The following is a 26,368-nucleotide window of genomic DNA, read 5'->3' as shown; positions in this document are numbered from 1 at the left end:
CGCGGTCGTTTCAGCGCCGAACCAGCAGTACGCCGCTTTCCATGTGGTGGGTATAGGGGAACTGGTCGAACAGCGCGCAGCGCTCGATGCGGTGGGTGTCCTGCAACTGGGCGATGTTCTGCGCCAGGGTCTCGGGATTGCACGAGATGTACAGGATGCGCTCGAAGCGGCGGGTCAGCTCGCAGGTGTCCGGGTCCATGCCAGCGCGCGGTGGATCGACGAACACGGTACCGAAGTCGTAGCTTTTCAGGTCGATGCCTTCCAGGCGACGGAACGGGCGGACCTCGTTCAGGGCCTGGGTCAGCTCTTCGGCAGACAGGCGTACCAGGCGTACGTTGCCAACGCCGTTTTCGTCGAGGTTGTGCAGGGCGGCGTTGACCGAGGTCTTGCTGATCTCGGTGGCCAGTACCTGGCGCGCGCGAGTGGCTAGCGGCAGGGTGAAGTTGCCGTTGCCGCAGTACAGCTCCAGCAGGTCGTCTTCTCGCTGGCCCATGGCTTCGAAAGCCCAGCCGAGCATCTTCTGGTTGACCGCGCCGTTGGGCTGGGTAAAGGCGCCTTCAGGCTGGCGGTAACTGAAAGTGCGTCCAGCGATGTCGAGCTGCTCCACGGCATAGTCGCGGCCGATCACCACGCGCTTGCCTTTGGAACGACCAATCACGCTCACGCCGAGTTCGCTCGCCAACTGCTGCGCGGCGGCTTCCCAGATCTCGTCCAGCGGGCGGTGGTAGCACAGGGTTAGCATGGCATCGCCCGCGAGGGTGGTCAGGAATTCCACCTGGAACAAGCGGTTGCTCAATGCCTCGTCGGCCTGCCAGGCGGCCTTGAGGCGCGGCATCAGTGCGTTGATACGCTCGCTGGCAATCGGGAAGTCGTCAATCAGGATCGCCTTGTGCTTCTCGCCTGGGGCGAACATCGCGTAGTGGCGCTGGCCGTCCTCGCGCCACAGGCGAAACTCCGCGCGCAGGCGGTAGTGCGCGCGCGGTGAGTCGAATACCGCAGGCTCCGGGGCACCAAACGGCGCCAGCAGCTCGCGCAGGCGGGCGACCTTGGCCGCCAGTTGCGCATCGTATTGGGAGGGGTCGAATACGGCACTCATGCGTTGAACCAGCCCAGCTTGATGACGAATAGAATGGACAGGATCACCAGCGCCGGGTTCAGCTCGTGGCGACGGCCGCTCAGCAGCTTGATGGCGGTCCAGGCGATGAAGCCGAAGGCGATGCCATTGGCGATCGAGTAGGTCAGCGGCATGGCCAAGGCGGTCACCACCACCGGTGCGGCTTCGGTGACGTCATCCCAGTTGATTTCGGCCAGGCCCGAGGCCATCAGCACGGCGACGAACAACAGCGCCGGGGCGGTGGCGAAGGCTGGCACGCTGCCGGCCAGCGGAGCGAAGAACAGTGCCAGCAGGAACAGCACGGCCACCACGATGGCGGTCAGGCCTGTGCGGCCCCCGGCGCTCACGCCTGCGGCCGACTCGATGTAGCTGGTGGTGGTAGAGGTGCCCAGCAGCGAGCCGGCCATGGCGGCAGTGCTGTCGGCGATCAGGGCGCGGCCCATCTTCGGCATGTGACCGTCCTTGCCCATCAGGCCAGCGCGTTTGGCAACGCCGATCAGGGTGCCGGAGTTGTCGAACAGGTCGACGAACAGGAAGGCGAAGATCACGCTGATCAGGCCGACATCCAACGCGCCCTTGATGTCCAGCTGCAGGAAGGTCGGGGCCAGCGATGGCGGCATCGACACCACGCCGCCGAACGGTGTGACGCCCAAGGCGATCGAGGCGATGGTCACGGCGAGGATGCCGATCAGTACCGCGCCGCGTACTTTCAGCGACTCCAGCGCGACGATGATGAAGAAGCCCAGGGTGGCGAGGATCGGTGCGGGCTGCTTGAGGTCGCCCAAGCCCACCAGCGTCGCTGGGTTATCGACGACGATGCCCGCGTTGTGCAGGGCGATTAGCGCCAGGAACAGGCCGATACCAGCGGCGATGGCAGAGCGCAGCGGCAGTGGGATGCTGTTCACGATCCACTCGCGGATACGGAAGATCGACAGCAGGAAGAACAACACCGCCGAGAGGAACACTGCCCCCAGTGCTACCTGCCAGGTGTGGCCCATGTGCAGGACCACGGTATAGGTGAAGAAGGCGTTCAAGCCCATGCCCGGCGCCAGGGCGATCGGGTAGTTGGCGATCAGGCCCATGGTCACCGAGCCGATGGCCGCGGCAAGGCACGTGGCGACGAAGATCGCGCCCTTGTCCATGCCGGTCTCGCCGAGAATGCTCGGGTTGACGAACAGGATGTAGGCCATGGCCAGGAAGGTGGTGACGCCCGCCAGAATCTCGGTACGCACGTTGGTGTTGTGTGCTTTTAGTTGAAACAGCCTTTCCAGCATGCCTGCTCCCGGGGCGCCGTCGCGCCGTGAATGTATCGACCCCATCAGCAAAGCACAGGGTCGGAAAAAAGCCGCGCATCATACCAGCATGGGGTGCGGGGGCCTATGGCCGCTGGGAGAGGGTTTTTTGTAGCCTGTACCGGCCTCTTCGCAGGTATTGCTCCGGGCAAGAGGCGGCGTGTTCCCTGTGGTAGCGGGCTTGCCGGCGTGCAGGGCCACCGCGAAGAGGTCGATGCAGGCAACCGCTCAACCGTTGTGCAAGCGGTCGCGGTGGGTCAGCGTCGGGAACAGCTTCATCCAGACGCCGGTCACCACCAGTGTACCCACGCCGCCCAGCACCACTGCCGGAACCGTACCGAACCAGTGCGCGGTCACTCCCGACTCGAATTCGCCCAGTTGGTTCGACGCGCCGATGAACAGCCCGTTGACCGCACTGACCCGTCCACGCATGTCATCGGGCGTCTCCAACTGCACGAAGGCGCCGCGGATCACCATGCTGATCATGTCTGCCGCGCCCAGTACCACGAGTACCGCGAGGGAGAACCAGAACGAGGTGGACAGGCCGAAGGCGATGGTCGCCACGCCGAACACCCCTACCGCCGTGAACATCTTCAGCCCCACCTTGCGCTCCACCGGGAAACGCGCCAGCCACAGCGACATCAGCAAGGCCCCCACGGCAGGCGCCGAGCGCAGCAGGCCCAGGCCCCAGGCGCCGGTGAGCAGGATGTCCTTGGCGAACACCGGCAACAGCGCCGTGGCGCCGCCCAGCAGCACGGCGAACAGGTCCAGCGAGATGGCCCCAAGAATGTCCGGGCGGCTGCGGATGAAGCGAATGCCGGCCAGCAACGAGTCGAGGCTGGCGCGGCCGCGCTGGGCTTGCTGCTGGCGCGAATCGAGGCTGAGCATCAGCAGGCAGGCAGACGCATACAGCAGCACCGTGGGCGCGTAGACCCAGATGCTGCCGAATGCATACAAGAACCCCCCCACCGCAGGGGCGACGATGGTCGCCGACTGGGTGGCCGACGCCGACGCTGCTACGGCGCGCGGGAACAGTGTCGCCGGCACGACGTTGGGCAGCAGCGCCTGGGTGGCTGGCATCTCGAACGAGCGGGTGGCACCGAGCAGGAAGGCCAGTACGAAGATCAACTCGCGGCTGACCTGGTCGGTCAGGCTGCCCAGGGCCAGCGCCAGGGCGATCAATGCCTGTAGCGTCTGGCACAGCGCGGCGACCTTGCGCCGGTCGTAGCGGTCCGCGACATGCCCGGTGTGCAGCATGAACAGTACACGTGGAGCGAACTCCACCAGACCCACCAGGCCCAGGTCGAGCACGTTGCCGGTGAGTTGGTAAAGGTGCCAGCCGATGGCCACGGTGAGCATCTGGAAGCCGCTAGCGGTGAATACACGGGCCAGCCAGAAGGCCATGAAGGGACGATGATGGCGCAGCAGTTGCGGGGCGGTGTCAGACATCGGCGAGCCTACGGCCTCGGAAACAGAGGGGCTTGAAGGGTATCACCTGTTTGTAACAAATGGTTGCTGTTAGCTGCTTCAGGCATGTTTTTCATGTGCCCGTAAAGCGGGTGAGGCAACCGGTCACGCGACATTCAGCCACGCAGCTCAGGGCTGGATTCAGGACTATGCTTCCTAACGTTGGTTGATCTGGATCAATACTTCCAGATGCAACGAATTGGCCATCTGGCCGTAATCCCTGCGATCGAATAGAACAACTCCAACGTGCCGTAATCGACATCCGTGGGGGCAGTGGGCATCGGGCCACAAGCCCGGACGCCGGATTACCTGAAGAGGAAGCACCATGTTCGGATTAGAAGCCCTCGAGCTCGCCCGAATCCAGTTCGCCTTTACCGTGTCCTTTCACATCCTGTTCCCAGCCATCACCATTGGCCTGGCGAGCTACCTGGCGGTTCTCGAAGGCCTTTGGCTGAAGACTGGCAACAATACCTACCGTGACCTGTACCACTTCTGGTCGAAGATCTTTGCCGTCAACTTCGGCATGGGCGTGGTCTCAGGCTTGGTCATGTCCTATCAGTTCGGCACCAACTGGAGCCGTTTCTCCGATTTTGCCGGGGCTGTCACCGGCCCGTTGCTCACCTACGAGGTGCTCACCGCGTTCTTCCTCGAGGCGGGTTTCCTTGGGGTCATGCTGTTTGGTTGGAACCGAGTGGGTCGCGGCCTGCATTTCTTCGCCACGGTGATGGTGGCCCTCGGCACGTTGGTGTCGACGTTCTGGATCCTCTCGTCGAACAGCTGGATGCAGACCCCGCAGGGTTACCAGATCGTCGATGGCCGGGTGATCCCGGTGGACTGGCTGGCCGTGATCTTCAACCCCTCGTTCCCCTACCGGCTGATGCACATGGCCACCGCCGCGTTCGTTGCCACAGCATTCTTCGTCGGTGCCTCGGCGGCCTGGCACCTGCTGCGCGGGCGTGACAATCCAGCGGTGCGCAAGATGCTCTCGATGGCCATGTGGATGGCGCTGATCGTTGCGCCGATCCAGGCGGTCATCGGCGATTTCCATGGCCTTAATACGCTCAAGCACCAGCCGGTGAAGATTGCCGCCATTGAAGGCCACTGGGAGAACGTACCGGGTGAGCCGACCCCACTGATCTTGTTCGGTATCCCCGACATGGCCGCCGAAACCACACGTTTCAAGGTCGAGATCCCGGCCTTGGGGAGCCTGATCCTAACCCACAGCCTGGACAAACAGGTCCCGGCGATGAAGGAGTTTGCGCCCCAGGATCGGCCCAACTCGACGATTGTCTTCTGGTCGTTCCGGGTCATGGTCGGGCTGGGCTTGCTGATGATCTTCGTGGGGCTTTGGAGCCTGTGGCTGCGTAAGCGCGGTACGCTCTACACCTCGCGCCCGTTCCTGTACCTGACGCTGTGGATGGGACCGTCCGGCCTGGTGGCGATTCTCGCCGGCTGGTTCACCACCGAGGTTGGCCGCCAGCCGTGGGTGGTGTACGGGCTGATGCGCACCGCCGATGGCGTTTCCAACCACAGCTACGCCCAACTCGGCTTCACCCTGGTGATGTTCGTGGTGGTGTACTTCGCGCTGTTCGGCACCGGGCTTGGCTACATGATGCGTCTGGTACGCAAGGGCCCGAAAACTGGCGAGGGCGATGAGCCCAACCCCGGTGGCCCTGGGCAGAAACGCACGCCGGCCCGGCCATTGTCCGCCGCCGACGATGGCCAAGAGGCCGATACTGTCAGCCTGAGCAAGGAGAACTGAGATGGGCATCGACTTGCCGCTGATCTGGGCTGTGATCATCATCTTTGGCGTGATGATGTACGTGGTCATGGACGGCTTCGACCTTGGGATCGGCATGCTCTTCCCGTTCGTGAAGGCAGAGACCGACCGTGATGTGATGATGAACACCGTCGCCCCGGTCTGGGACGGCAACGAGACGTGGCTGGTGCTGGGCGGGGCAGGCCTGTTCGGTGCCTTCCCGCTCGCCTACTCTGTGGTGCTCGAGGCGTTGTACCTGCCGCTGATCCTGATGCTGATGGGGCTGATCTTCCGTGGCGTGGCCTTCGAGTTTCGCTTCAAGGCCCGCGCCCACAAGCGGCATATCTGGGACAAGGCGTTCATCGGCGGCTCATTGGTGGCGACGTTCTTCCAAGGCGTGGCGTTGGGAGCCTTCATGGAAGGCTTCAAGGTGATCGACCGCAAGTTCGCCGGGGGTACCCTGGACTGGCTGACCCCCTTCAGCCTGTTCTGCGGTCTTGGCCTGGTGGTGGCTTATACCTTGCTCGGATGCACCTGGCTGATCATGAAGACCGAGGGCGCCTTGCAGCGCAAGATGCACGATATGGCCCGGCCGCTGGCGCTGGTGCTGCTGGCGGTGATCGGTGTCGTCAGCCTGTGGACCCCGATTGCTTACCCGCAGATCGCCGAGCGCTGGTTCAGCATGCCTAACCTGCTGTGGTTCATGCCGGTGCCGTTGCTGGTGTTGGTAACGTTCTATGGCTTGCTGCGTGCGGTGCAACGTGATGCGCACTACACCCCGTTCCTGCTGACCCTGGTGCTTATCTTCCTGGGCTACAGCGGCCTTGGGATCAGCCTGTGGCCGAACATCATTCCACCTGTTATCAGCATCTGGGACGCTGCGGCGCCGCCGCAGAGCCAGGGCTTCATGCTGGTGGGCACGCTGTTCATCCTGCCGTTCATCCTCGGGTACACCTTCTGGAGCTACTACGTGTTTCGCGGCAAGGTCACCCCTGAAGACGGCTATCACTAGGAGGTGCGGTGATGGATGTCGAGCAGAAGAAGCCGTTGTGGCAGCGACTGGGCTGGCTGGTGCTGATCTGGGCGCTGAGCGTCGCGACGCTTGGGGTAGTAGCCTACGGGCTACGCCTGTTCATGCGGGCGGCGGGGTTGAGTAGCCCTTGAAGGTTAGCGTGAGTTCGCTGAGGCAATGAGGTGCGCGGCGGGCTCGCTGCGCCGTACACCGCGCAGGCTTTGCTGAGCAGTCAGCAAAGCCTGCGCTCCTGCATTCATTTACGCGCTTTGAGCACCACGAATTTCGGCGTTGCCGCCACCTGTTCCACGCCTCTGAACAGTCGCGCCAGCTTGCTGTGGTAACCCAGGTGGCGGTTGCCGACGATATACAGCGCACCGCCCACCACCAGCGCTTCGCGCGCTTGCTGGAACATGCGCCAGGCGAGGAAGTCGCCCACCACCTGCTGCTGGTGGAACGGCGGGTTGCACAGCACGACGTCCAGTGACTGCTTGTTCAGCCCGGCCAGTCCGTCCCCGGCAAGGATGTCCGCCTGGCGTGCGCCGAGCGCGGCTTGCCAGTTCTCGCGGGCCGACTGCACAGCCATGTACGACTCATCGATCAAGGTGTAATGGGCATCGGGGTTGGCCAAGGCGCTGGCGATGGCCAGCACGCCGTTGCCGCACCCCAGATCCGCGACCCGGGCGCGCCCCAGGTCGCGGGGCAGATGGGGTAGGAAGGCTCGCGTGCCGATGTCCAGGCCTTCGCGGCAGAACACGTTGGCATGGTTGACCAGTTCCAGTGCCGGAGCTTCCAGGCGGTAACGGCTAGGGTAGGGCGAGCGCGCAGGCGGGCGCTCGGCCACGCTGGCCGTGAGCAGGCGCGCCTTTTTTTGGGCAAGCGAGGCCTGTACCGGGCCGATGTACTTTTCCAGCAAATCGCCTGCCGCCCGAGGCAGGTGTTTGATCATGGCTGCGGCGATCACCTGAGCGTCGGGTGCCAACTGATCCTGTAGGCGGATCAGTTGCTCTTCGAGCAGCGCCAGGGTCTTGGGCACGCGCACCAGCACGCGGTCGAACGGGCCTTGCCAAGGTTCGTTGGCAGGCACGAACGGCACGGCATCGAAGGCCAGGCCGTTGCGCACCAGGTTTTTCTCGAGGGCCAATCGCGCCAGGTGCGAATCGCCGCTGCTGGTGACCTGCAGGCGGCCTGCCAGGCTCGCGGCCAGGGCGCCGAAACTGTCGTTGAGTACCAGCACCCTGCAACTGGGCTGCAGGGCTTGAGCGGCCAGATGCTCAAGCAGGTACTGGTCGGCGGCATCGAAGGCCAGCAGCGGATCGTTGGCTTGTTCCGGCTGGCGGATCAGGTCGAGGTCGGCGAAGGGGCTGTTGAACGAGGGCATGGCATGGGGCTCTGCTGCAGATCTGGTCCGCCGCGTGCTGCGACAGGTTTGAGGCGGGCGATTCTACAGGGGTTTGCGACTGGCGGGGGACGGGCTATCAGAGCAGCCCGCGCAGAGCGGCGATAGCGATGGCGCCGGCCTTGTTGGCTGCGTTGGTTTTGCTGATTACGTTGCGGATGTGGAAGTTCACGGTGCTGGTGGACAACGAGAGGATAGTGGCTACGTCCGAGGCCGTCTTGCCAGCGGCCGACCACTTGAGCACTTCCAGTTCGCGTTCGCTGAGCTGCGGTGTTGGGTTGAAGCGGGCCAGATGATGTTCGCTGAGTGCCGCATGCAGGGTATGGCACAGCCACATGACCTGTGCACTTTTGGTATACAGCTCGGCAGGCCGAATGGCGCCCAGCCGACGCGAGACGCTGAGTTGGCTCTCGTTGTGGCGCAGGTCGTGTACCGACTGCGTCCAGCCATGGGCCATGCCTTGGTTGCGAATCGCCTCACGCAGGTGCGGCACCTCCTGGAACAGTTCGTCGGTCCAGAGAACGGGGAGGGTGGTTTGATGGCATTTTGATACTGTTGGGTCTATGCCGATCAAGTGCTCCTGCTTGTAGTGCTCGTTCCATTCCCGGGGATAATTGTTGTACAGGATGATCTGAGGGGAATGAGCCGCGATGTGCAGGTGCAGGCTAAGGCCGACGAACTCCATGTCCAATAACTGGGCCAGTCCCACGGCACGATCGAACAGGCATTGAGGGTCGGTTTCCTGCAGCAATGCCAAGAGTTGTTCACTGTTCCACTGTGTCATTGATGAAGCTCCGAGTGGGGGTGGGTGGATCCAATTTTCCTGGCTGCTCGGCCCAGTGTAGGCAACCTGCTCACTAGGCGCCCAAGTTTTTCGCTATAGCGTGCAGGATTTTGGGCTGCGATTTGTCAGTGATCGGCGATGCCTTACAAACCAGCGGTTTTTATCCGCGGCGCTTTGCGCGACACTTGGCGCATCAGTTTTCAGGATGCCCCAGATGACCGCCAGCACCGACAAGTTCACCCGCCAGACCCTGCTCGATGTCCAGCCCCTGACGCCGAACCTGTTCAGTCTGCGTGTCACCCGCGACCCGAGCTTTCGGTTCCGCTCGGGCCAGTTCGCGCGGCTGGGCGTAACCAAGTCTGATGGCAGCGTCGCCTGGCGTGCCTACTCGATGGTCAGTGCGCCGCATGACGAGTATCTGGATTTCTTTTCCATCGTGGTGCCAGGCGGTGAGTTCACCAGCGAGCTTAGCCGCCTGGGTGAAGGTGACACGCTGCTGATCGACCGTCAGGCGTTCGGTTTCCTGACCCTGGACCGCTTCGTCGGTGGACGCGATCTGTGGTTACTGGCCACCGGCACGGGCATCGCCCCGTTCATGTCGATCCTGCAGGACTTCGAGGCCTGGGAGCGTTTCGACAATATCAAGCTGGTGTATTCGGTGCGTGAAGCCAAAGAGCTGGCCTACGTTGAGGACATCGCCGGGTTGGAACAACGCGAGTACCTGGCCGAATTCGCAGGCAAGTTGCAGTTCATCCCTGTGGTGACCCGGGAACAGCATCCGGGCGCGTTGAATGAGCGCATCACCACGCTGATCGAGAACGGTGGGCTGGAAAAGGCGGCAGGGCTTGAGTTCTCGCCCGAGCACTCGCGCATCATGCTCTGCGGCAACCCGCAGATGATTGACGAGACGCGCAAGGTGCTCAAGGCGCGCGACCTGCAACTGAGCCTGAGCAAGCGACCAGGGCAGGTGGCGGTCGAGAACTATTGGTAGCTGCAAGTTTTAAGCTGCAAGAAAAAGCCGGATCGCGTTTGGTCAACAGACGCGGTCCGGCTTTACTCTTGCAGCTTGCAGCTTGCAGCTTGCAGCTTGCAGCTTGCAGCTTACTTCTGCTGCTGCACCTTGAGCAGGTCACGGATCTCTGCCAGCAGGGTTTCCTGTGGGGTCGGTGCAGGTGGCGCGCTCGGCGCCACGGCCTCTTCACGCTTGAGGCGGTTGATCACCTTGACCCCCATGAAGATGGCAAAAGCGACGATCAGAAAGTCGATGACGGTCTGGATGAACTTGCCATAGGCCAGCACTACCGCTGGCACGTCCCCTTCGGCCGCCTTGAGCACGATGGCAAGGTCGCTGAAATCTACACCCCCGATCAGTAAGCCTAAAGGCGGCATGACCACATCGCCCACGAACGACGAGACGATTTTGCCGAAGGCCGCGCCGATGATGATGCCGACCGCCATGTCTACCACATTCCCTTTGACCGCGAAGGCCTTGAACTCACTGAGCATGCCCATGTTCGATTTCCTTGTAACAAAAGGTAAGGTTAACGCAGTGTAAGCCACTCAAACGCTTCATGCGCTGCCTACAAGGGCTACTGACTGCTTGTGCCGCGAATAGTTTTGTCGCATCCCGAAGCATCCGGGACACGTCGCTGTTCGGCTAGAATGGCGGTTTTTTCCAGGAGAACCCCGTCCATGGCCAAGGCCAAGCGCTTGTATGGCTGCACCGAGTGCGGCGCGACCTTCCCCAAATGGGCCGGCCAGTGTGGCGAGTGCGGGGCCTGGAATACCCTGGTCGAGACCATGGTTGAGAGCGGCGCTGCCGCGGCGCCCAGCGGGCGCACGGGCTGGGCCGGCCAGCAGGCGCAGATCAAGACCCTGGCTGAGGTCAGTGTCGAGGAAATTCCACGCTTCACCACCAGCAGCACCGAGTTGGATCGGGTGTTGGGCGGTGGCCTGGTGGATGGCTCGGTGGTGCTGATTGGCGGTGACCCCGGTATCGGTAAGTCGACGATCCTCTTGCAGACCCTCTGCAACATCGCCACGCATATGCCGGCGCTATACGTCACCGGGGAAGAGTCGCAGCAACAGGTGGCCATGCGGTCGCGGCGCCTGGGCCTGCCCCAGGAGCAGCTCAAGGTCATGACCGAGACCTGCATCGAGGCGATCATCGCCACTGCCCGGGTGGAAAAACCCCGGGTGATGGTGATCGATTCGATTCAGACCATCTTTACCGAGCAGTTGCAATCGGCCCCCGGCGGCGTGGCCCAGGTGCGCGAGAGTACGGCACTGCTGGTGCGTTATGCCAAGCAAAGCGGCACGGCGATCTTCCTGGTTGGCCACGTCACCAAGGAAGGCTCGTTGGCAGGGCCACGGGTACTCGAGCACATGGTCGATACCGTGCTGTATTTCGAGGGGGAGTCCGATGGCCGCCTGCGCCTGCTGCGGGCGGTGAAGAACCGGTTCGGGGCGGTCAACGAGCTGGGGGTGTTCGGCATGACCGACCGTGGCTTGAAAGAGGTCTCCAACCCTTCGGCGATTTTCCTCAACCGCACTCAGGAAGAGGTGCCCGGCAGTGTCGTCATGGCCACCTGGGAAGGCACGCGTCCGATGTTGGTGGAGGTCCAGGCGCTGGTAGACGACAGTCACCTTGCCAACCCTCGGCGAGTGACCTTGGGCCTGGACCAGAACCGACTGGCCATGCTGTTGGCGGTGCTGCACCGGCATGGCGGCATCCCTACCCATGATCAAGACGTGTTCCTCAACGTGGTCGGCGGTGTCAAGGTACTGGAAACCGCCTCTGACCTGGCGCTGTTGGCGGCCGTGATGTCGAGCCTGCGCAACCGCCCCTTGGCGCATGGTCTGTTGGTGTTCGGCGAAATCGGTCTGTCGGGTGAAGTGCGTCCTGTGCCAAGCGGCCAGGAACGCCTCAAAGAGGCGGCCAAGCACGGTTTCAAGCGGGCCATCGTGCCCAAAGGCAATGCTCCCAAGGAGGCGCCAGCGGGGCTACAGGTGATTGCCGTGACGCGCCTGGAGCAGGCGTTGGATGCCCTGTTCGAGTAACCGGCGCGTCAGGCATAAAAAAGGGGAGCCGACGATGCGCGTCCGGCTCCCCTGCGTGACCCCTTCAATCAGCGGTCAATGCTCGGCTAGCGCCTTGCGCCGTGGCGCTTGGTTGCCATGTTCGTCCAGTTCGAGCACCGGGACTTCGTTGCCGTCTGCGTCGAACAGCTTGCCATCCTTGAAGTAGTCGCCATCGCGCAGGGCGGAGATGTCGGAATACTGGATGGTGCGTTCGTAAGCCGCCGCAAACACCGATTGGTTGTCCGAGTTGCCTGCGGTGAAATGGTTGAAGATCAGGTTCAGCAGAATCGCCATGATCGCGGCCGAGCTGATGCCGGAGTGGAAGATGGTTTCGAACCAGTTCGGGAAGTTGTGGTAGAAGGTCGGCGCGGCGATCGGGATCATGCCAAAGCCCAGCGAGGCGGCGACGATGATCAGGTTGACGTTGTTCTTGTAGCTGACCTTGCTCAGGGTACGGATGCCGCTGGCGGCCACTGTGCCGAACAACACGATGCCCGCACCACCGAGTACCGGCGTAGGCACCGCTGCGATGACCCGGCCCATGATCGGCAGCAAGCCCAGCACGACCAGGATCACACCACCGGTGGCGACCACGTAGCGGCTCTTGACCCCGGTCACGGCCACCAGGCCGACGTTCTGGGCGAACGCACTTTGCGTGAACGAGCCGAAAATCGGCGCCAGGATGCTTGAGGCCATGTCGGCGCGCAGGCCGTTGCCCAGGCGTTTGGAGTCGACCTTGGTGTCGATGATTTCGCCGACGGCGAGGATGTCGGCCGAGGTTTCCACCAGAGTCACCATGATCACGATGCACATCGACAGGATCGCGGCGATGTGGAAGGTCGGCATGCCGAAGTGGAACGGGGTTGGGAAGGCGAACATCGGGCCTTCGTTGACCGTGCTGAAATCGGCCATGCCCAGCGCCCAGGCGATCAGCGTACCGACCACCATCGCCAGCAGGATCGACAGGCGCGAAATGCTCGCGCTACCCAGCTTGCTCAGCAGCAGCACGATGGCGAAGGTCAGGGCGGCCAAGCCGATGTTGGCTACGCTGCCGAATTCCGGCGAGGCGCTGTTGCCGCCCATTACCCAGCGTGCGGCCACCGGCATGAGGGTCAGGCCGATGGTGGTGATGACGATACCGGTTACCAGCGGCGGGAAGAACTTGGTGATACGCGAGAACACCGGAGTGATCAGCAAACCGATCAGCGAAGCCGCCATGACTGCCCCCAGCACGCCCGGCAAGCCACCGCCACCTTCACTGCTGATGATCGCGCCCATGGTCGCCACCCCAGCGAACGACACGCCTTGTACCAGCGGCAACTGGCAGCCGAAGAACGGCAGTCCAAGCGTTTGCAGCAGCGTCGCCAAGCCCCCGGCGAACAGCGAGGCGGCGATCAGTAGGCCGATTTGCGCAGGCGTGAGGCCTGCGGCTTGGCCCAGGATCAGCGGGACGGCGACGATCCCGCCATACATGGTCAGGACGTGCTGGAGCCCGTAGGCCAGGTTGGCCCCAAGCCCGAGGTTCTCGTCCTCGGGGCGTTGGGAGGGAGACGTGCTGGTGGACGTAGTCATGGAGCAGGCTCTCGGGGTTTTATTGTTGTGGGACTACTGTAGGCAAAGCGTGCATCCGATTGCCATATAAATTGTATACAAGTTTTTGATTGTAACGCGCACAGTAGTGCCGCCAGGTGACCCTTTCCCTGGATGCAGAATGCGTTCCAACTCAGTCTGTTCGGTACGAGGTGGGTGTGTACAACACGTCAGGCAGCCCTCAATAAGCTGCCTGAGTAGTCAGGAAACACTTCGGGGAGGATTTCTTAGCAAGCTAAGAGATTTCAATCTTCGATCAATTCCCGCAGTTCGCGCATCATTTCGGTGCTGTCGCCCACGTTCAGTTCCACCAAACGGTGCAAATGAGTCATCGAATCGACATCGATATAAAGACAGATGAAGCCAAGGCGCGTGGGCTCTTCGTGGCGAAGCTCCACCTGCATGTGCACCAGGGTCTTCTTGTCGTTGAGACGGATGGTGGCCTCGAAGTCCTGTGACAGGTCGGCGTCCCAGGGGGAGGGGCGTTCTATGAGCAAGCCTTTGAGTGACAGGTCGAGCAGCTTTACCGGCCAGCTGCGTTCGCCCTGGCGCAGTTCGGTGGGAGCATCGAAGGCGATGCGCTGGAAACGGCGGCGTTCGTCGTGGTCGCTCATGCAAAAGTCCTCGGGGGTTCAACCTGACTAGAGTGGGTGATGTCGCTGTAGCAGGTAACGCAATCTGGCCGCAGAGGCTCTAGACCAAAGCAAGTGTGGCAATGCGCGATGACACGCCCTAGACTCGATGGGCGGTCTTTCCAATCCACCAGCTGGAAGTAAACCATGAACAACAATAATAGCCTGCTACGCCACATTCCGTGGCTGGCGCTGGCAGTCATAGGGGCCTGCGCGCTGGGTGTGGTCGCCCTGCGTCGCGGCGAGGCGATCAACGCCTTGTGGATCGTGGTTGCGGCAGTGGCCATCTACTTGGTCGCCTATCGCTACTACAGCCTGTTCATCGCCACCAAGGTCATGCAGCTCGACCCCCGTCGGGCCACGCCTGCGGTACTCAACAACGATGGCCTGGACTACGTCCCGACCAACAAGCACATCCTCTTCGGTCACCACTTCGCCGCCATCGCCGGCGCCGGCCCGCTCGTAGGCCCGGTACTCGCTGCGCAGATGGGCTACCTGCCCGGTACGTTGTGGCTGATCGCAGGCGTGGTGCTGGCCGGTGCGGTGCAGGACTTCATGGTCCTGTTCCTCTCCACCCGACGCAACGGTCGCTCCCTGGGAGACATGGTGCGCGAGGAGATGGGCCGCATTCCCGGCACCATCGCCCTGTTCGGTTGCTTCCTGATCATGATCATCATCCTCGCGGTGCTGGCGCTGATCGTGGTCAAGGCCCTGGCCGAGAGCCCATGGGGCATGTTCACGGTGATGGCGACCATCCCGATCGCGATGTTCATGGGCATCTACATGCGCTTCATCCGCCCGGGCCGCATCGGCGAGATCTCGGTCATCGGCGTGGTCCTGCTGCTGCTGTCGATCTGGCTGGGTGGCCAAATCGCCGCAGATCCGGTCTGGGGCCCGGCGTTCACCTTCACCGGCGTACAGATCACCTGGATGCTCGTGGGCTATGGCTTCGTCGCCGCCGTGCTGCCGGTATGGCTGGTACTGGCGCCGCGTGACTACCTCTCGACCTTCCTCAAGATCGGCACCATCGTGGGCCTGGCGATCGGCATCCTGATCATCGCGCCTGAGCTTAAGATGCCGGCGCTGACCCAGTTCACCGATGGCTCCGGCCCGGTCTGGAAAGGCACCCTGTTCCCGTTCCTGTTCATCACCATCGCCTGCGGTGCGGTGTCTGGCTTCCACGCGCTGATCTCCTCGGGGACCACGCCGAAGCTGCTGGACAACGAAACCAACGCCCGTTACATCGGTTACGGCGGTATGTTGATGGAGTCGTTCGTCGCGATCATGGCCATGGTCGCCGCGTCGGTGATCGAACCGGGCGTGTACTTCGCCATGAACAGCCCCGCCGCTGTGGTCGGCGCAGATGTCGCTTCGGTGGCGCAAACCGTCAGCAGCTGGGGCTTCATGATTACCCCCGAGCAGCTTGAGGCCACCGCCCGTGATATCGGCGAGCACACCATCCTGGCGCGTGCCGGTGGTGCTCCGACGCTGGCGGTCGGTATCGCGCAGATCCTGCATCAGGTGCTGCCGGGTGAGAACACCATGGCCTTCTGGTACCACTTCGCGATTCTGTTCGAAGCCCTGTTCATCCTCACCGCCGTGGACGCCGGTACCCGTGCCGGACGCTTCATGCTGCAAGACCTGCTGGGCAGCTTCGTACCGGCGCTCAAACGCACCGAGTCGTGGACCGCCAACCTGATCGGCACCGCAGGTTGCGTGGCGCTGTGGGGCTACCTGCTGTACCAGGGCGTGATCGATCCGTTGGGCGGTATCAATACCCTGTGGCCGCTGTTTGGCATCTCCAACCAGATGCTGGCCGGTATCGCGCTGATGCTGGGTACCGTGGTACTGATCAAGATGAAGCGTCAGCGCTATGTCTGGGTCACCCTGCTGCCGGCTGTGTGGCTGTTGATCTGCACCACCACCGCAGGCCTGATCAAGCTGTTCGACCCGAACCCAGCCGTTGGCTTCCTGGCCCTGGCCAAGAAGTACAGCACCGCGCTAGATGCCGGCCAGGTTCTTGCGCCGGCCAAGGACATCGGGCAGATGCAGCATGTGATCTTCAACGCCTACACCAACGCCGGCCTGACCGTGCTGTTCCTGGTGGTGGTGTTCAGCGTGCTGTTCTTCGCCGTCAAGGTCGGCCTCGCCGCCCTCGGCCGCAAGGAACGCAGCGACAAAGAAACCCCGTTCCAGGCTTTGCCTGACGCTTGAGAGGACTGCCACGATGTTCAACGACCTGGGTCGACTGGGTAAATACCTGGGGCAGGCAGCCCGCCTGATGGTCGGGATGCCCGACTACGACAACTATGTCGAGCACATGCAGAACAAACACCCGGACAAGCCGGTGATGAGCTACGAAGCGTTCTTCCGCGAACGACAAGAAGCGCGTTACGGTGGCAAGTCCGGGCCCAAGTGCTGTTGAACTCGCGACAGATGTGATCCAGTGGGAGCCCGGGCAACCGGGCTCCCACTTTCGTTTTCAGGAGACCTACGCGTGCAAACGCCGATTCCCGTAACCGTGCTGACCGGCTTTCTTGGCGCCGGCAAGACCACCCTGCTCAAACACATGCTCAAGGCCGAGCACGGCCTGAAGCTCGCTGTGATCGAGAACGAGTTCAGCGAGGCCGGCATCGACAGCCAAATGCTGGGCGATGCACCGGTGCAGGTCATGACCCTGGCCAACGGCTGCGTCTGCTGCAGTATTCATGGCGACCTGACCCGCGCTTTGTACCTGCTGCTCGAACGCCTGGACGCAGGCGAAATCGCCTTCGACCGCCTTGTGATCGAGTGCACCGGTCTTGCCGACCCTGCGCCAGTGGCGCAGACCTTCTTCATCGACGAAGAACTGCGCGAGCGCTATATCCTGGATGGCATCATCACCCTGGTCGATGCCGTGCACGCCGAGCTGCACCTGACCCAGGCCATTGCCCAGGCCCAGGTGGGCTTTGCTGACCGCCTGCTGCTGAGCAAGACCGACCTTGCCGAGCCCGAGGCGGTCGAGGCCCTGCGCGAGCGCCTGGCGCGGATCAACGGTCGCGCGGCGATCCGCGTGGTCGAGCATGGCCGTATCGATCTGGCCGAGCTGCTTGATGTACGTGGCTTCAACCTCAACCCGGACCTGGGCATCAGCCTCAAGCCGGTGCTGCGCCCGCTGCTCAAGCCAGCTACCCCGGACCGGATTTCGACCTTGGTGCTGCGCACCCAGACCGCGCTGGATATCGACCGCCTCAGCGACTTCATGAACGCGCTGCTGGAGGAGCATGGTCAGCAGCTGCTGCGCTACAAGGGCGTGCTGAACATCGCCGGCGAAGACCGCCGTCTGGTGTTTCAGGGAGTGCTCAAGTTGTACGGCTTCGACTGGGACACCGAATGGAAGGAGGGCGAGGTGCGCGAGAGCGTGATGGTGTTCATTGCCGATGAGCTGCCGGAGGAGAAGATTCGGGCAGGGTTCGAGGCATTGACCCACGCCTGATTGGGACGTAGCTGACTGGTTGATGCCGCCGAAAGGCGTAATACCGTTCACTTAGGGCTGCTTCGCAGCCCATCGCGGCCGGACGGCGCCCCGGCAAGGCCGCTCCGACACCGACTGCGCAAGCTAACATTCATGGGCTCACGCGGACTCTGTAGGAGCGGCCTTGCCGGGGCGCCGGACCGGCCGGAAAGGGCCGCAAAGCGGCCCCGACGATCTTAAGTGAACAGCATTACGCCGAAAGGCTGCATTTTTCATGGCCTTGTTCAAGCTATGAGCCGGCAGTAACGGCCCTCTTGATAGGAGTACCTTTTTTGGTGCACTTGGCCTCGTCAGATCAGCAACTCCGTGTTCTGTTTTTCCGCAGTGAGCTTGGCAACGAGCCTGTGCGAGCTTGGTTGAAAGCCTTGTCTGCCGCCCTCGGCCGAGCTCGTACTGGCCAGGCAACGCAAGGCAAGTCTCAGGAGTTAAGTGACATGAGCCCACACATCGGTTCGGACTTCGATGATTTTCTCGCCGAAGAAGGCTTTCTGGAGGAGGTCACCGCCGCGGCGCTCAAGCGGGTGATCGCCTGGCAGCTCACACAAGTCATGGCGCAGCAGAAGGTCAGCAAGAAGGTGCTGGCCGAGCGCATGCACACCAGCCGCACAGCCGTGGACCGTGCGCTGGACCAGAACGATACCGGCATGACGCTGGCTACCTTGGCCAGTGCCGCGCGTGCCCTGGGGCAACGTGTGGAAATACGCTTGGTGCCGGAGCCCACACCGGTACGCTGAACAACGCTGCCATGTATTGGCCAGTGCAACTGCTCGAACGCACAACAACGCCTAGCTGTCTGCGCAGTTGCCCGGCAGCGGCATGTTTTTGCCGGTAGAGAGGCAATAAATTTATGTTGATTGCTTATCAGGCTCTCTAGAACAGGCATTAAAGAGAGGTGGCGCGAATTTTGCTTTTCGTACTTATAGTCGGACTGGTTCGGCATGAGAAGTTAAATATCACTCATGGATGAGAGGTGCTTGAAAAGGAGAGCGCTGTGAGGATTAATGATGATGTAGGAAGTTTTCGGCTCGTCTCGGCTCAAGTAAAACCTGAGAGCCAGGAGTCTTCATTTTCTTCAATATTGCAAGGTGCTGTGAATGATGTAGAAGCGCGGGGGGGGAATAGGTCGGACGAGATTGGGAAGATTCTTAGAATGTCCAAGCATCGTGATGGTTATGCCGATGATGTGATGAAGTCATACATGAATGATTTGGGCGGTCCCTTGATCGATATCACAGACCCCGATGCGATCCGGTTCACTGTCTCGGGTGAGTTAGTGACTAAGGAATCGATGATTTATTATGCTGAGATGAATGCGTACGCCAAACGAGGCTACCAGGATATCTACGCATCAGGGAAAGCCCAAGGAGAAAGTCCAGATCAGACGTTTGAACGTTTTCTCGAGTTTAATTCCTCGCTGCCACTTCGATACAAGCAGATGAAGAATATCTGGTATTAATTACGGTTGCGTCAGATTTTACTGAATGGCGGGCTGCATCGCAGTCCGCCATTTTTTACCACTGCACCGTAATTTTTCCTTCTTGACCACCCACTGGCACAAGAGTATTCGTACCTGCTCTTAGGATGTAAAAGAACTGTTTGTTTGGATTGTGTGCGAAGAACGAGTTGGTAGAGCTGGAGCGCTGCCTGGATACATCGATGCAATTGCTGGCAGTTCCTGCGCAAAGTCGGACGGAGAATTGATCTGGCCATCCCACCACTGACCAGTTCCACGTCACGTTGGATATGTTGACGTTCGAAGGTGGACTCCCTTTGACAGGTAGATAGGCGGTGTAGTCATAGTTTTTTGCAAATACAGCAGGCAGCATGACAGACGATTGATATTCGCCCGCCGAAGCAGTCGTTGAAAATACGGCCAAGCCGGTAGCCGTCATTGCAAAAGCAAAGGTCTTCAGCATGTTAATTACCATCCTGTAATTAATGTGTGTCGCGAGTAATTCCATCTCGCGGCTGTTATTGCCGAGCGGCAATAACTACATGCTGGTGATTGTCGGATTTTCAGGCCACGTTAAATTTTATCCGCTTTGGCGATGTGTTCTTCCATTCGCCTCATTAATTCTGCTGTTTCGCACTCCAATGCCACTGCAATTTTGATGAGCAGTATTAGTGATGGTAAATGTTCGCCGCGTTCGATCTTACCCATGTGCGAGCGTTCGATACCCGCTGTAATCGCCAGTTCCTCTTGAGAGGTCTTTTTGATAGCGCGTAGTTGCTTTACCACCGTCCCTAATGCGCGGGCATAGGGTGCGTGGTTGGCTAAGGTGCCTTTAGGTCGGCCACGGCAAGGTTTGTTTTCCATGCGTGTGATTGTGGGGGTTGTGAATTTGCAGGCTACGTTATATTTAACGCAAAACTATTTCTTGTATTAGGTTGTAGGAAGTTTCTGTTGTAAGTGTAGGTCGTCTCTTTATGTACATAAATCATGTGTTGGCACAACCATAGGCGGCGGACTTTACGCAGCCACTTGCAGCATTCCCCCTGTAAGCGCCCACAAAAAAGCCCGGCACATGGCCGGGCTCTTTACTTCAGCAGTCTGTCAATCAGTTGCCGTACACCGGCAGCTTCTTGCAGATGGCCTTGACCTTCTCACGTACGGCGTCGATCACCGCTTCGTTGTTCAGGTCGGCCAGGATGTCGCAGATCCAGCCAGCCAGTTCGCGGCACTCGGTTTCCTTGAAGCCGCGGGTGGTGACGGCAGGGGTGCCGAAACGCAGGCCCGAGGTAACGAACGGGGAGCGTGGGTCGTTCGGGACCGAGTTCTTGTTGACGGTGATGAAGGCCTTGCCCAGAGCGGCGTCGGCATCCTTACCGGAGATTTCCTGCTTGATCAGCGACAGCAGGAACAGGTGGTTCTGGGTGCCGCCGGAAACGACGTCGAAACCACGCTCGATGAACACTTCGGCCATGGCCTGGGCGTTCTTCACCACTTGTTGCTGGTAGGCCTTGAACTCAGGCTGCAGGGCTTCCTTGAAGCAGATGGCCTTGGCGGCGATCACGTGCTCCAGCGGGCCACCTTGGGCGCCAGGGAAGACGGCGGAGTTGAGCTTCTTCTCGATCTCTTCGTTCTTGCGCGCCAGGATCAGGCCGCCACGTGGACCGCGCAGGGTTTTGTGGGTGGTGGTGGTGACCACGTCGGCGAACGGTACTGGGTTCGGGTAGACGCCAGCGGCAACCAGGCCGGCCACGTGGGCCATGTCGACGAACAGGTAGGCACCGACCTTGTCGGCGATGGCGCGGAAGCGCGCGAAGTCCAGGACCTGCGAGTAGGCCGAGAAACCGGCGACGATCATCTTCGGCTTGTGCTCGAGCGCCAGGCGCTCGACTTCGTCGTAGTCGATCAGGCCGTTACCGTCGATGCCGTACTGGATAGCGTTGTACAGCTTGCCCGAGGAGGAAACGCTGGCACCGTGGGTCAGGTGACCGCCGTGGGCCAGGCTCATGCCCAGGATGGTGTCACCGGCCGACAGCAGCGCCAGGTAAACGGCGGCGTTGGCTTGCGAGCCCGCGTGCGGCTGGACGTTGGCGTAGTCGGCGCCGAACAGCTCCTTGGCGCGGTCGATGGCCAGTTGCTCGACCACGTCGACGTATTCGCAGCCACCGTAGTAGCGCTTGCCTGGGTAGCCTTCGGCGTACTTGTTGGTCAGTACCGAACCCTGGGCTTCCATGACGGCGGGGCTAGTGTAGTTTTCCGAAGCGATCAGCTCGATATGCTCTTCCTGGCGCAGGGCTTCTTGCTGCATGGCTTCGAAGAGCTCGGCGTCGTACTTGGCAATGGTCAAATCACGGCTGAACATGGCGGTCCTCAAGGATCGGGCTGAATTGGGGGGGCATTCTAACCGATTGATTCACGCCTGGCATATGAAGTGGCATCAAGTCGCGGACCAATGGGCTTCATGTTGCAGGCCGCGTGGTGACTGGGCTGGAGTTGACTTCCTGGTCCGCTTTTCAGAAGGCTGCGCGAACCCCTGTAGGAGCGGTCTTGCCGATCCGGCGCTCCGGTAAGGCCGTTCCTACAGGAGGTCAGGCGTGGGCGGCAGTCACTGGAACATGAACAGCGTTTCGTTGCTGAACTGCGCCTCGAACTGGTTGGCCGGCATTGGTCGGCCGAACAGGTAGCCCTGTACTTCGTCACACCCATGCTCACGCAGGAATTCGAGCTGCTCGTGGGTTTCCACGCCCTCGGCGATTACCGCCAGGTTCAGGCTGTGGGCCATGGCGATGATCGCCCGGGCGATCTGCGCGTCCTGTTCGCCTTCAGGCAGGCCGTCGACGAAGGTGCGGTCGATCTTGAGCACGTCGATAGGGAACTGCTTGAGGTAGTTGAGCGACGAGTAGCCGGTGCCGAAGTCGTCGACTGCGATGCTCAAACCGAGGTTCTTCAGGCTGTCGAGGATCTGCATGGCTTCGTTGACCTCGCGCATCAGGATGCTCTCGGTCAGTTCCAGTTCCAGGCACGCCGGCGGTAGGCCGGTTTCCTCCAGGATGGTGGCGATGCGTGTGCCCAGTTGGCCGTCGGAGAACTGCCGCGCCGAGATGTTAACCGACACCTTCGGTACGCGTACCTTCTGCTGGTGCCAGGCCTTGAGCTGCCGGCTGGCCTCGCGCAGGACCCAGTCGCCGACATCCACCACCAGGCCCAGTTCTTCGATGACCGGGATGAAGTCGCCTGGCGGCACCAGGCCACGGGTTGGGTGACGCCAGCGCAGCAAGGCCTCGGCGCCGGTCAGGCGCTTGCCATCGCCGCTGAACTGCGGTTGGTAGTAGAGAATGAACTCGTTCTGCTCCAGTGCGTGACGCAGGTCGCTTTCCAGCTCCAGGCGCTCCAGGGCGCTGGCGTTCATGTCCGCCTGATAGAACTGGAAGTTGTTCTTGCCACGCTCCTTGGCGTGGTACATGGCGGTGTCGGCGTTCTTCATGAGCTGGCTGAGCTCACTGCCATCCTGTGGGCTTAGTGCGATGCCGATACTGGCGGTGACGAAGAACTCACGGTTTTCCAGCACGAACGGTGTCACCAGGCCGGCGAGGATGTTCTCGGCCACATGGATCGCACGGTTGAGCGCTTGCTCGCGGGTTGCCCGCGGCTGCAACAGCAAGGTGAACTCGTCGCCGCCCATGCGTGCCACGGTGTCGTCGCTGTCGACGCAGGCCAGCAAGCGCTCGGCCATATCCTTGAGCATGCGGTCGCCTGCGGCATGCCCGAGGGAGTCGTTGATCGGCTTGAAGCGGTCCAGGTCGAGGAACATCAGCACCACCCAGGTCTTTTGTCGCTCGGCCTGCTGCAGGGTGTTGTACAGGCGGTCCTGGAATAGCGTGCGGTTGGGCAGGTGGGTGAGGGCGTCGTAGTAGGCCAGGCGATGGATGCGCTGTTCGCTGGCCTTGCGTTCGCTGATGTCGGTGAAGAAACATACGTAGCTGGCCAGGTCGCCCTCATCGTCCAGAACTGCGGTAATGCCTACCCAGGCCGGGTAGTGCTCGCCGTTGCGGCGCTTGAGGTACACCTCGCCCTCCCAACTGCCGCGCTGGTTGAGTTGCTTGAGCACGTAGCCCAGGTGCGCATCCTGTTGCTGTTCGACGGTGAGCATGCTTGGCAGTTGATCGAGCACTTCGGCCACTTCGTAGCCACTGACCCGGCTGAAGGCCTCGTTGGCCTGGACGATATAGCCTGCCGGGTCGGTGATCAGGATCGCCGAAGTGGAATGCTCGAAGACCGTCGCGGCCATGCGTAGGTCTTTTTCGGCGCGGCGCTGCTGGCTGATGTCGCGGCCGACCCCGAGTACACCTTCGAAGCGTTCGTGCTCGTCCCACACCAGGACCAGGCGCAGCTCGATAGGGATCTTGCGCCCATCGGCGCGCAGGCAGTCGAACAGGAACAGCTGAGTAGGCAGTGTGGTGCGCAGCCGGGCCAACTGTGCGTTGTCGCCCAGTGCCTTGCTGACGCGCTCCATCAGGCTGTAGACACCGGTGAGTTGCGCCGGGTTGGCGACGATCGACTGCCAGCCGTTGGCGAAGATCCAGTCGGCCTGGTAACCCAGCACGGCTTGCACCGACGGGCTGACGTAGTTCAGCTGAAGCTGGCCATCGGTCGAGAAGATCACGTCGCTGATGCTTTCGGCGAGCATGCGATAGCGCTGCTCGCTGTCGCGCAGCGACTCGCTGGCCTCGATCTGTACGGTGACGTCCTTGCCCACACCGATGATGCGGGTGACCTGGCCATCGCCATCGCGGGTCAGCACCTGCTCGCGAATGTCATAGCAGCGCCAGCCGCCGTCATGATGACGGAAACGTAACTGGCAGTGCAGCGACTGGCCATAGCTTGCGTCCAGTTGCTGCTGGCGTAGGGCGTTGTAGTGCGCGGCGTCTTCGGGGTGCAGCAGCAGTTCCCAGAACCGTTCGCCCATCTGCGCCAGCTCTGCACGGTCGTAGCCCAAGGTCTGGCCGAGGTGGCGGTTGCTGAAGATCATGCGCTGGGTGAGCACGTCCTGGACGTAAAGCTGATCGGGCACGGTGCGCACCACATCCGACCAGAAGCTTTCGCGTTCGAGCAACGACAATTCGACCTGCTTGCGGCTGGTGATATCGCTGATGCTCAGGATCACCGCCTGGTAGTCGCGTCGTTGCTGGGGCAGACGCGCCATCAGCCACAGGTGCAGCTCGCCACCTCGCGGCGCGGGCAGGCGTACTTCAAGCTCCAACTGCGGGCGCTCTTCGATCAGCGCATCGATCAACTGCATGCCGATGCTCTCGCGGCCGGCGCCACTGCCATCGATCAGGCGATGCCAGGCGCCTTCGTGGCAGTCGACATTGAGCAACTGACGGGCCACCTGGTTGATCTCGGTGATCTTCAGTTCCTGTAGTAGCGAGCGGCGCAGGTTGCTGTCCAGTGCCAGGCTCTGCTTGAGCCCGGCGAGGTTGCGCAGGTGGTAGCGGTCGAGCTGGCCGGGCAGGCTGGAGAGGTCGAGCACGCAGAGCGCGACGCCGGTGCCTTCGAAGATTTCCTGATAGCGCCGGCGGTCTTCCTGCAAGGCACGCTGGCGGCGGCGCATGTTGATCAGGGCCAGTACCGGCAGCAGGGCACAGAACAGCACGAGTATGCACTTGCCCACCAGCGCCGGCAGCAGCTTGCTGCGCGCCAGGCCTTCGTCGAACAGCCCGCGCAACTGCCAGGTGCTGTTGTCGATGAAGGCCAGCATCACGCTCTGCAACGGCACCTCGCTGGTCTGGGTCGGCGCGTGGCGCTCGATGACCTCGCCGTTGCGGCTGTTTTCGAGCAGCCACAGCGGATGGTTCGAGCCGTTAAGGTGCTCGGTGAGTTCCTGGTAGTAGTCAGTGCTCAGGCGTAGCAGCCAGTAGCCACGGTCGTGTTCGGTGGACTGGCGCAGCAGCAGGTAGATCAACTGGTTGTCGGGGGCGTTGCTGAAGAAGTAGGTATGGCCCTGATTCAGGTTTACCAGCTCGTCAATCAACTGACGGTCGGGGCTACCGGCTAGGGTGTCGCCGCGCAGCTTGCCGTCGGCATCCAGCCAGGCCAGATGACGCAGGCTCGGCAGGCGTCGCTGCAAGGTGTCGAGCAGGTTGGGCAGGGCGCTGGGTGCCGGTGTTTTGACGTACGCTTGGACCACATTGAGCGCCTGCTGGGCCTTGAGCGCCATGTTCAGGTTAAGGTGATCGGCCAGTTCTGCGCTGCCGGTCAGGCTCTGGTTACGCAGGTCTGCCTGGGTGTGCCGGAACTGGGTGAGCATTTGCCACAGCAGCAACCCCAGCAATACCAAGGCCAGCAGCGCCAGCGCGCCCTTGAGCGAACCACGCAGGTGTGATCCGGCCGCAGAGGCGGCAGTGCGCGGAGGAGGCTTTTGCGTCAAATTGGTCAAGCGTTGGTCCTGCGATTGAGCTGGCGATGGCAGGGGTTCCATGCACGGTGCATGCCGTGGGCTGGCGTACAGCCCGGCACTATATAGCTGCAACGGTTAAGGCGCCTAGCATGCCTTCAATTATGGCAAAGTGCCAGTCGTGGTGATCATGTGTGGCCGTCCGGTCTACGCATTCTGCAAGTCCCTGCAAGCTGTGCGAGAATGCCGCCCGCTTCATAGTCAACGCATCGGAGAAGTAAGGTTTGGTCACTCACTATTCCACCAATGGCCTCGATTCTGCCTGCGGGCGCAGCAGCCAGACCCTGGTCGGCAGCGCCAAGGCCGAAGAGGTGTCCTGCAAGAGCTGCCAGCGTTCGCTGGCCAAGCCAGAGGCGGCCGCTAACGGCGCGAACAAGAGCCCATCGCTGGCCGAGCTGCGCAAGTCAGCCAAGCACGCCGTGCAGCCTGCCGCCGAGTTGGCCGCAAAGCCTGCGGCGTCGCCCGCCAGGTCGGTGAGCAAACCGGCCGCCAAGGCCGTTACCGCGCCGGCCCGGCCTGGTGCTTTCAGCGTCAAGTCGGCCTGGGCTGCGCGCTTGGCCGAGCAATCGGAGCGCTGCCGCCTGCCGCGCGGTAAGGCCAAGCAGTCGCACGTCTGAGCCCCCGCGCTGCGGCGTCTGCCCGCGCCCCTGGCGGCTGATCTACAGCCGTGGGGCGGGCAGGCTTTGCGCCCGCCGCGCTGCGGCGCCTTCCTGCCATCCGCCCCATCTGTGCAACGCCACGACTTGGCGTAGAATGGCTCACTTTGTTCAATGGCACCCCGTAGATATCTTCCCAGGCCATCGTCTGGGCGTACGGCGAT

23 protein-coding genes are annotated in these 26,368 nt (G+C 61.7%); 11 read left to right on the top strand and 12 right to left on the bottom strand.

Annotated features, from left to right (window positions below):
• Positions 1-10: 10 nt before the first annotated feature.
• The 3 genes from trmA to ACNFIC_RS07670 all read right to left on the bottom strand — a co-directional run bounded on the left by trmA (position 11) and on the right by ACNFIC_RS07670 (position 3,855).
• Positions 11-1,096 (bottom strand): tRNA (uridine(54)-C5)-methyltransferase TrmA, encoded by a 1,086-nt coding sequence (trmA, locus tag ACNFIC_RS07680; RefSeq protein ID WP_416780590.1) that lies wholly within the window; start codon positions 1,094-1,096, stop codon positions 11-13.
• Positions 1,093-2,388 carry an NCS2 family permease gene (locus tag ACNFIC_RS07675; RefSeq protein WP_138219069.1) on the bottom strand — a complete coding sequence of 432 codons (1,296 nt, stop codon included), beginning with the start codon at positions 2,386-2,388 and terminating at the stop codon, positions 1,093-1,095. The genes trmA and ACNFIC_RS07675 overlap by 4 nt, the downstream gene beginning before the upstream one ends.
• Before the next feature lie 246 nt (positions 2,389-2,634).
• Positions 2,635-3,855 carry an MFS transporter gene (locus tag ACNFIC_RS07670; protein WP_138219068.1) on the bottom strand — a complete coding sequence of 407 codons (1,221 nt, stop codon included), beginning with the start codon at positions 3,853-3,855 and terminating at the stop codon, positions 2,635-2,637.
• A gap of 343 nt (positions 3,856-4,198) precedes the next feature.
• Between ACNFIC_RS07670 and ACNFIC_RS07665 the strand changes: the two genes are divergently transcribed.
• From ACNFIC_RS07665 to ACNFIC_RS07655, 3 genes are read left to right on the top strand one after another with little or no spacing between them, the layout of a single operon-like run.
• A complete protein-coding gene (locus ACNFIC_RS07665; protein ID WP_138219067.1) occupies positions 4,199-5,635 on the top strand; it encodes a cytochrome ubiquinol oxidase subunit I in 1,437 nt (478 codons plus the stop codon).
• A 1-nt stretch (position 5,636) separates the two neighbouring features.
• A complete protein-coding gene (gene cydB / locus ACNFIC_RS07660) occupies positions 5,637-6,644 on the top strand; it encodes a cytochrome d ubiquinol oxidase subunit II (RefSeq protein ID WP_138219066.1) in 1,008 nt (335 codons plus the stop codon).
• 11 nt (positions 6,645-6,655) lie between these two features.
• Positions 6,656-6,796, top strand: a complete 141-nt coding sequence (locus ACNFIC_RS07655; RefSeq protein WP_138219065.1) for a DUF2474 domain-containing protein — start codon at positions 6,656-6,658, stop codon at positions 6,794-6,796.
• A gap of 104 nt (positions 6,797-6,900) precedes the next feature.
• On the opposite strand, the gene ACNFIC_RS07650 is transcribed toward ACNFIC_RS07655, so the two are convergent.
• Both ACNFIC_RS07650 and ACNFIC_RS07645 read right to left on the bottom strand, forming a co-directional pair.
• Positions 6,901-8,025, bottom strand: coding sequence for a methyltransferase (locus ACNFIC_RS07650; protein WP_138219064.1), 1,125 nt, complete (start codon positions 8,023-8,025; stop codon positions 6,901-6,903).
• A gap of 97 nt (positions 8,026-8,122) precedes the next feature.
• The gene (locus ACNFIC_RS07645; RefSeq protein WP_138219063.1) at positions 8,123-8,827 is read right to left on the bottom strand and encodes an autoinducer binding domain-containing protein; all 705 of its coding nucleotides are present in this window, start codon (positions 8,825-8,827) and stop codon (positions 8,123-8,125) included.
• 214 nt (positions 8,828-9,041) lie between these two features.
• Here ACNFIC_RS07645 and ACNFIC_RS07640 point away from each other — a divergent pair, with 214 nt between their 5' ends.
• Entirely contained in the window at positions 9,042-9,818 is a 777-nt protein-coding gene (locus ACNFIC_RS07640; RefSeq protein WP_138219062.1) for a ferredoxin--NADP reductase, read from the top strand.
• Between the two features lie 110 nt (positions 9,819-9,928).
• On the opposite strand, the gene mscL is transcribed toward ACNFIC_RS07640, so the two are convergent.
• On the bottom strand, positions 9,929-10,339 hold the full coding sequence (gene mscL, locus ACNFIC_RS07635) for a large-conductance mechanosensitive channel protein MscL (RefSeq protein WP_138219061.1): 411 nt from the start codon (positions 10,337-10,339) through the stop codon (positions 9,929-9,931).
• Between the two features lie 180 nt (positions 10,340-10,519).
• Here mscL and radA point away from each other — a divergent pair, with 180 nt between their 5' ends.
• Positions 10,520-11,887, top strand: coding sequence for a DNA repair protein RadA (radA, locus tag ACNFIC_RS07630; RefSeq protein ID WP_138219060.1), 1,368 nt, complete (start codon positions 10,520-10,522; stop codon positions 11,885-11,887).
• Positions 11,888-11,962: 75 nt separating this feature from the next.
• On the opposite strand, the gene ACNFIC_RS07625 is transcribed toward radA, so the two are convergent.
• Positions 11,963-13,480, bottom strand: a complete 1,518-nt coding sequence (locus ACNFIC_RS07625) for a nucleobase:cation symporter-2 family protein (protein WP_138219059.1) — start codon at positions 13,478-13,480, stop codon at positions 11,963-11,965.
• A 263-nt stretch (positions 13,481-13,743) separates the two neighbouring features.
• On the bottom strand, positions 13,744-14,112 hold the full coding sequence (locus tag ACNFIC_RS07620) for a PilZ domain-containing protein (RefSeq protein ID WP_138219058.1): 369 nt from the start codon (positions 14,110-14,112) through the stop codon (positions 13,744-13,746).
• Positions 14,113-14,277: 165 nt separating this feature from the next.
• Between ACNFIC_RS07620 and ACNFIC_RS07615 the strand changes: the two genes are divergently transcribed.
• The 5 genes from ACNFIC_RS07615 (at position 14,278) to ACNFIC_RS07595 (ending at position 19,100) form a co-directional block, all read left to right on the top strand.
• Positions 14,278-16,344, top strand: coding sequence for a carbon starvation CstA family protein (locus ACNFIC_RS07615; RefSeq protein ID WP_138219057.1), 2,067 nt, complete (start codon positions 14,278-14,280; stop codon positions 16,342-16,344).
• Between the two features lie 13 nt (positions 16,345-16,357).
• Entirely contained in the window at positions 16,358-16,555 is a 198-nt protein-coding gene (locus ACNFIC_RS07610) for a YbdD/YjiX family protein (protein WP_027595234.1), read from the top strand.
• A 72-nt stretch (positions 16,556-16,627) separates the two neighbouring features.
• Positions 16,628-17,605 (top strand): GTPase, encoded by a 978-nt coding sequence (gene yjiA / locus ACNFIC_RS07605; RefSeq protein WP_138219056.1) that lies wholly within the window; start codon positions 16,628-16,630, stop codon positions 17,603-17,605.
• A gap of 473 nt (positions 17,606-18,078) precedes the next feature.
• Entirely contained in the window at positions 18,079-18,378 is a 300-nt protein-coding gene (locus ACNFIC_RS07600) for an XRE family transcriptional regulator (RefSeq protein ID WP_138219055.1), read from the top strand.
• A gap of 236 nt (positions 18,379-18,614) precedes the next feature.
• Entirely contained in the window at positions 18,615-19,100 is a 486-nt protein-coding gene (locus ACNFIC_RS07595) for a hypothetical protein (protein ID WP_138219054.1), read from the top strand.
• A gap of 55 nt (positions 19,101-19,155) precedes the next feature.
• Here ACNFIC_RS07595 and ACNFIC_RS07590 read toward each other — a convergent pair whose 3' ends face one another.
• The 4 genes from ACNFIC_RS07590 to ACNFIC_RS07575 form a co-directional block, all read right to left on the bottom strand.
• On the bottom strand, positions 19,156-19,560 hold the full coding sequence (locus ACNFIC_RS07590; RefSeq protein ID WP_171030922.1) for a flagellar protein FlhE: 405 nt from the start codon (positions 19,558-19,560) through the stop codon (positions 19,156-19,158).
• A 110-nt stretch (positions 19,561-19,670) separates the two neighbouring features.
• Positions 19,671-19,961 carry a helix-turn-helix domain-containing protein gene (locus tag ACNFIC_RS07585; protein ID WP_138219053.1) on the bottom strand — a complete coding sequence of 97 codons (291 nt, stop codon included), beginning with the start codon at positions 19,959-19,961 and terminating at the stop codon, positions 19,671-19,673.
• 241 nt (positions 19,962-20,202) lie between these two features.
• Positions 20,203-21,456 (bottom strand): serine hydroxymethyltransferase, encoded by a 1,254-nt coding sequence (gene glyA, locus ACNFIC_RS07580; RefSeq protein WP_138219052.1) that lies wholly within the window; start codon positions 21,454-21,456, stop codon positions 20,203-20,205.
• Positions 21,457-21,699: 243 nt separating this feature from the next.
• Complete coding sequence (locus ACNFIC_RS07575) at positions 21,700-25,530, bottom strand: EAL and GGDEF domain-containing protein (RefSeq protein ID WP_138219051.1); 3,831 nt, start codon at positions 25,528-25,530, stop codon at positions 21,700-21,702.
• Positions 25,531-25,772: 242 nt separating this feature from the next.
• On the opposite strand from ACNFIC_RS07575, the gene ACNFIC_RS07570 reads away from it, so the two are divergent.
• Positions 25,773-26,165, top strand: a complete 393-nt coding sequence (locus tag ACNFIC_RS07570; protein WP_416780582.1) for a hypothetical protein — start codon at positions 25,773-25,775, stop codon at positions 26,163-26,165.
• Positions 26,166-26,368 lie beyond the last annotated feature (203 nt).

This window comes from Pseudomonas sp. NY15463 (genome assembly GCF_048068415.1).
Classification (GTDB): domain Bacteria; phylum Pseudomonadota; class Gammaproteobacteria; order Pseudomonadales; family Pseudomonadaceae; genus Aquipseudomonas; species Aquipseudomonas mosselii_C.
The sequence above is the reverse complement of the archived record's forward strand: the minus strand, read 5'-3'. Positions and strand labels throughout refer to the sequence as shown.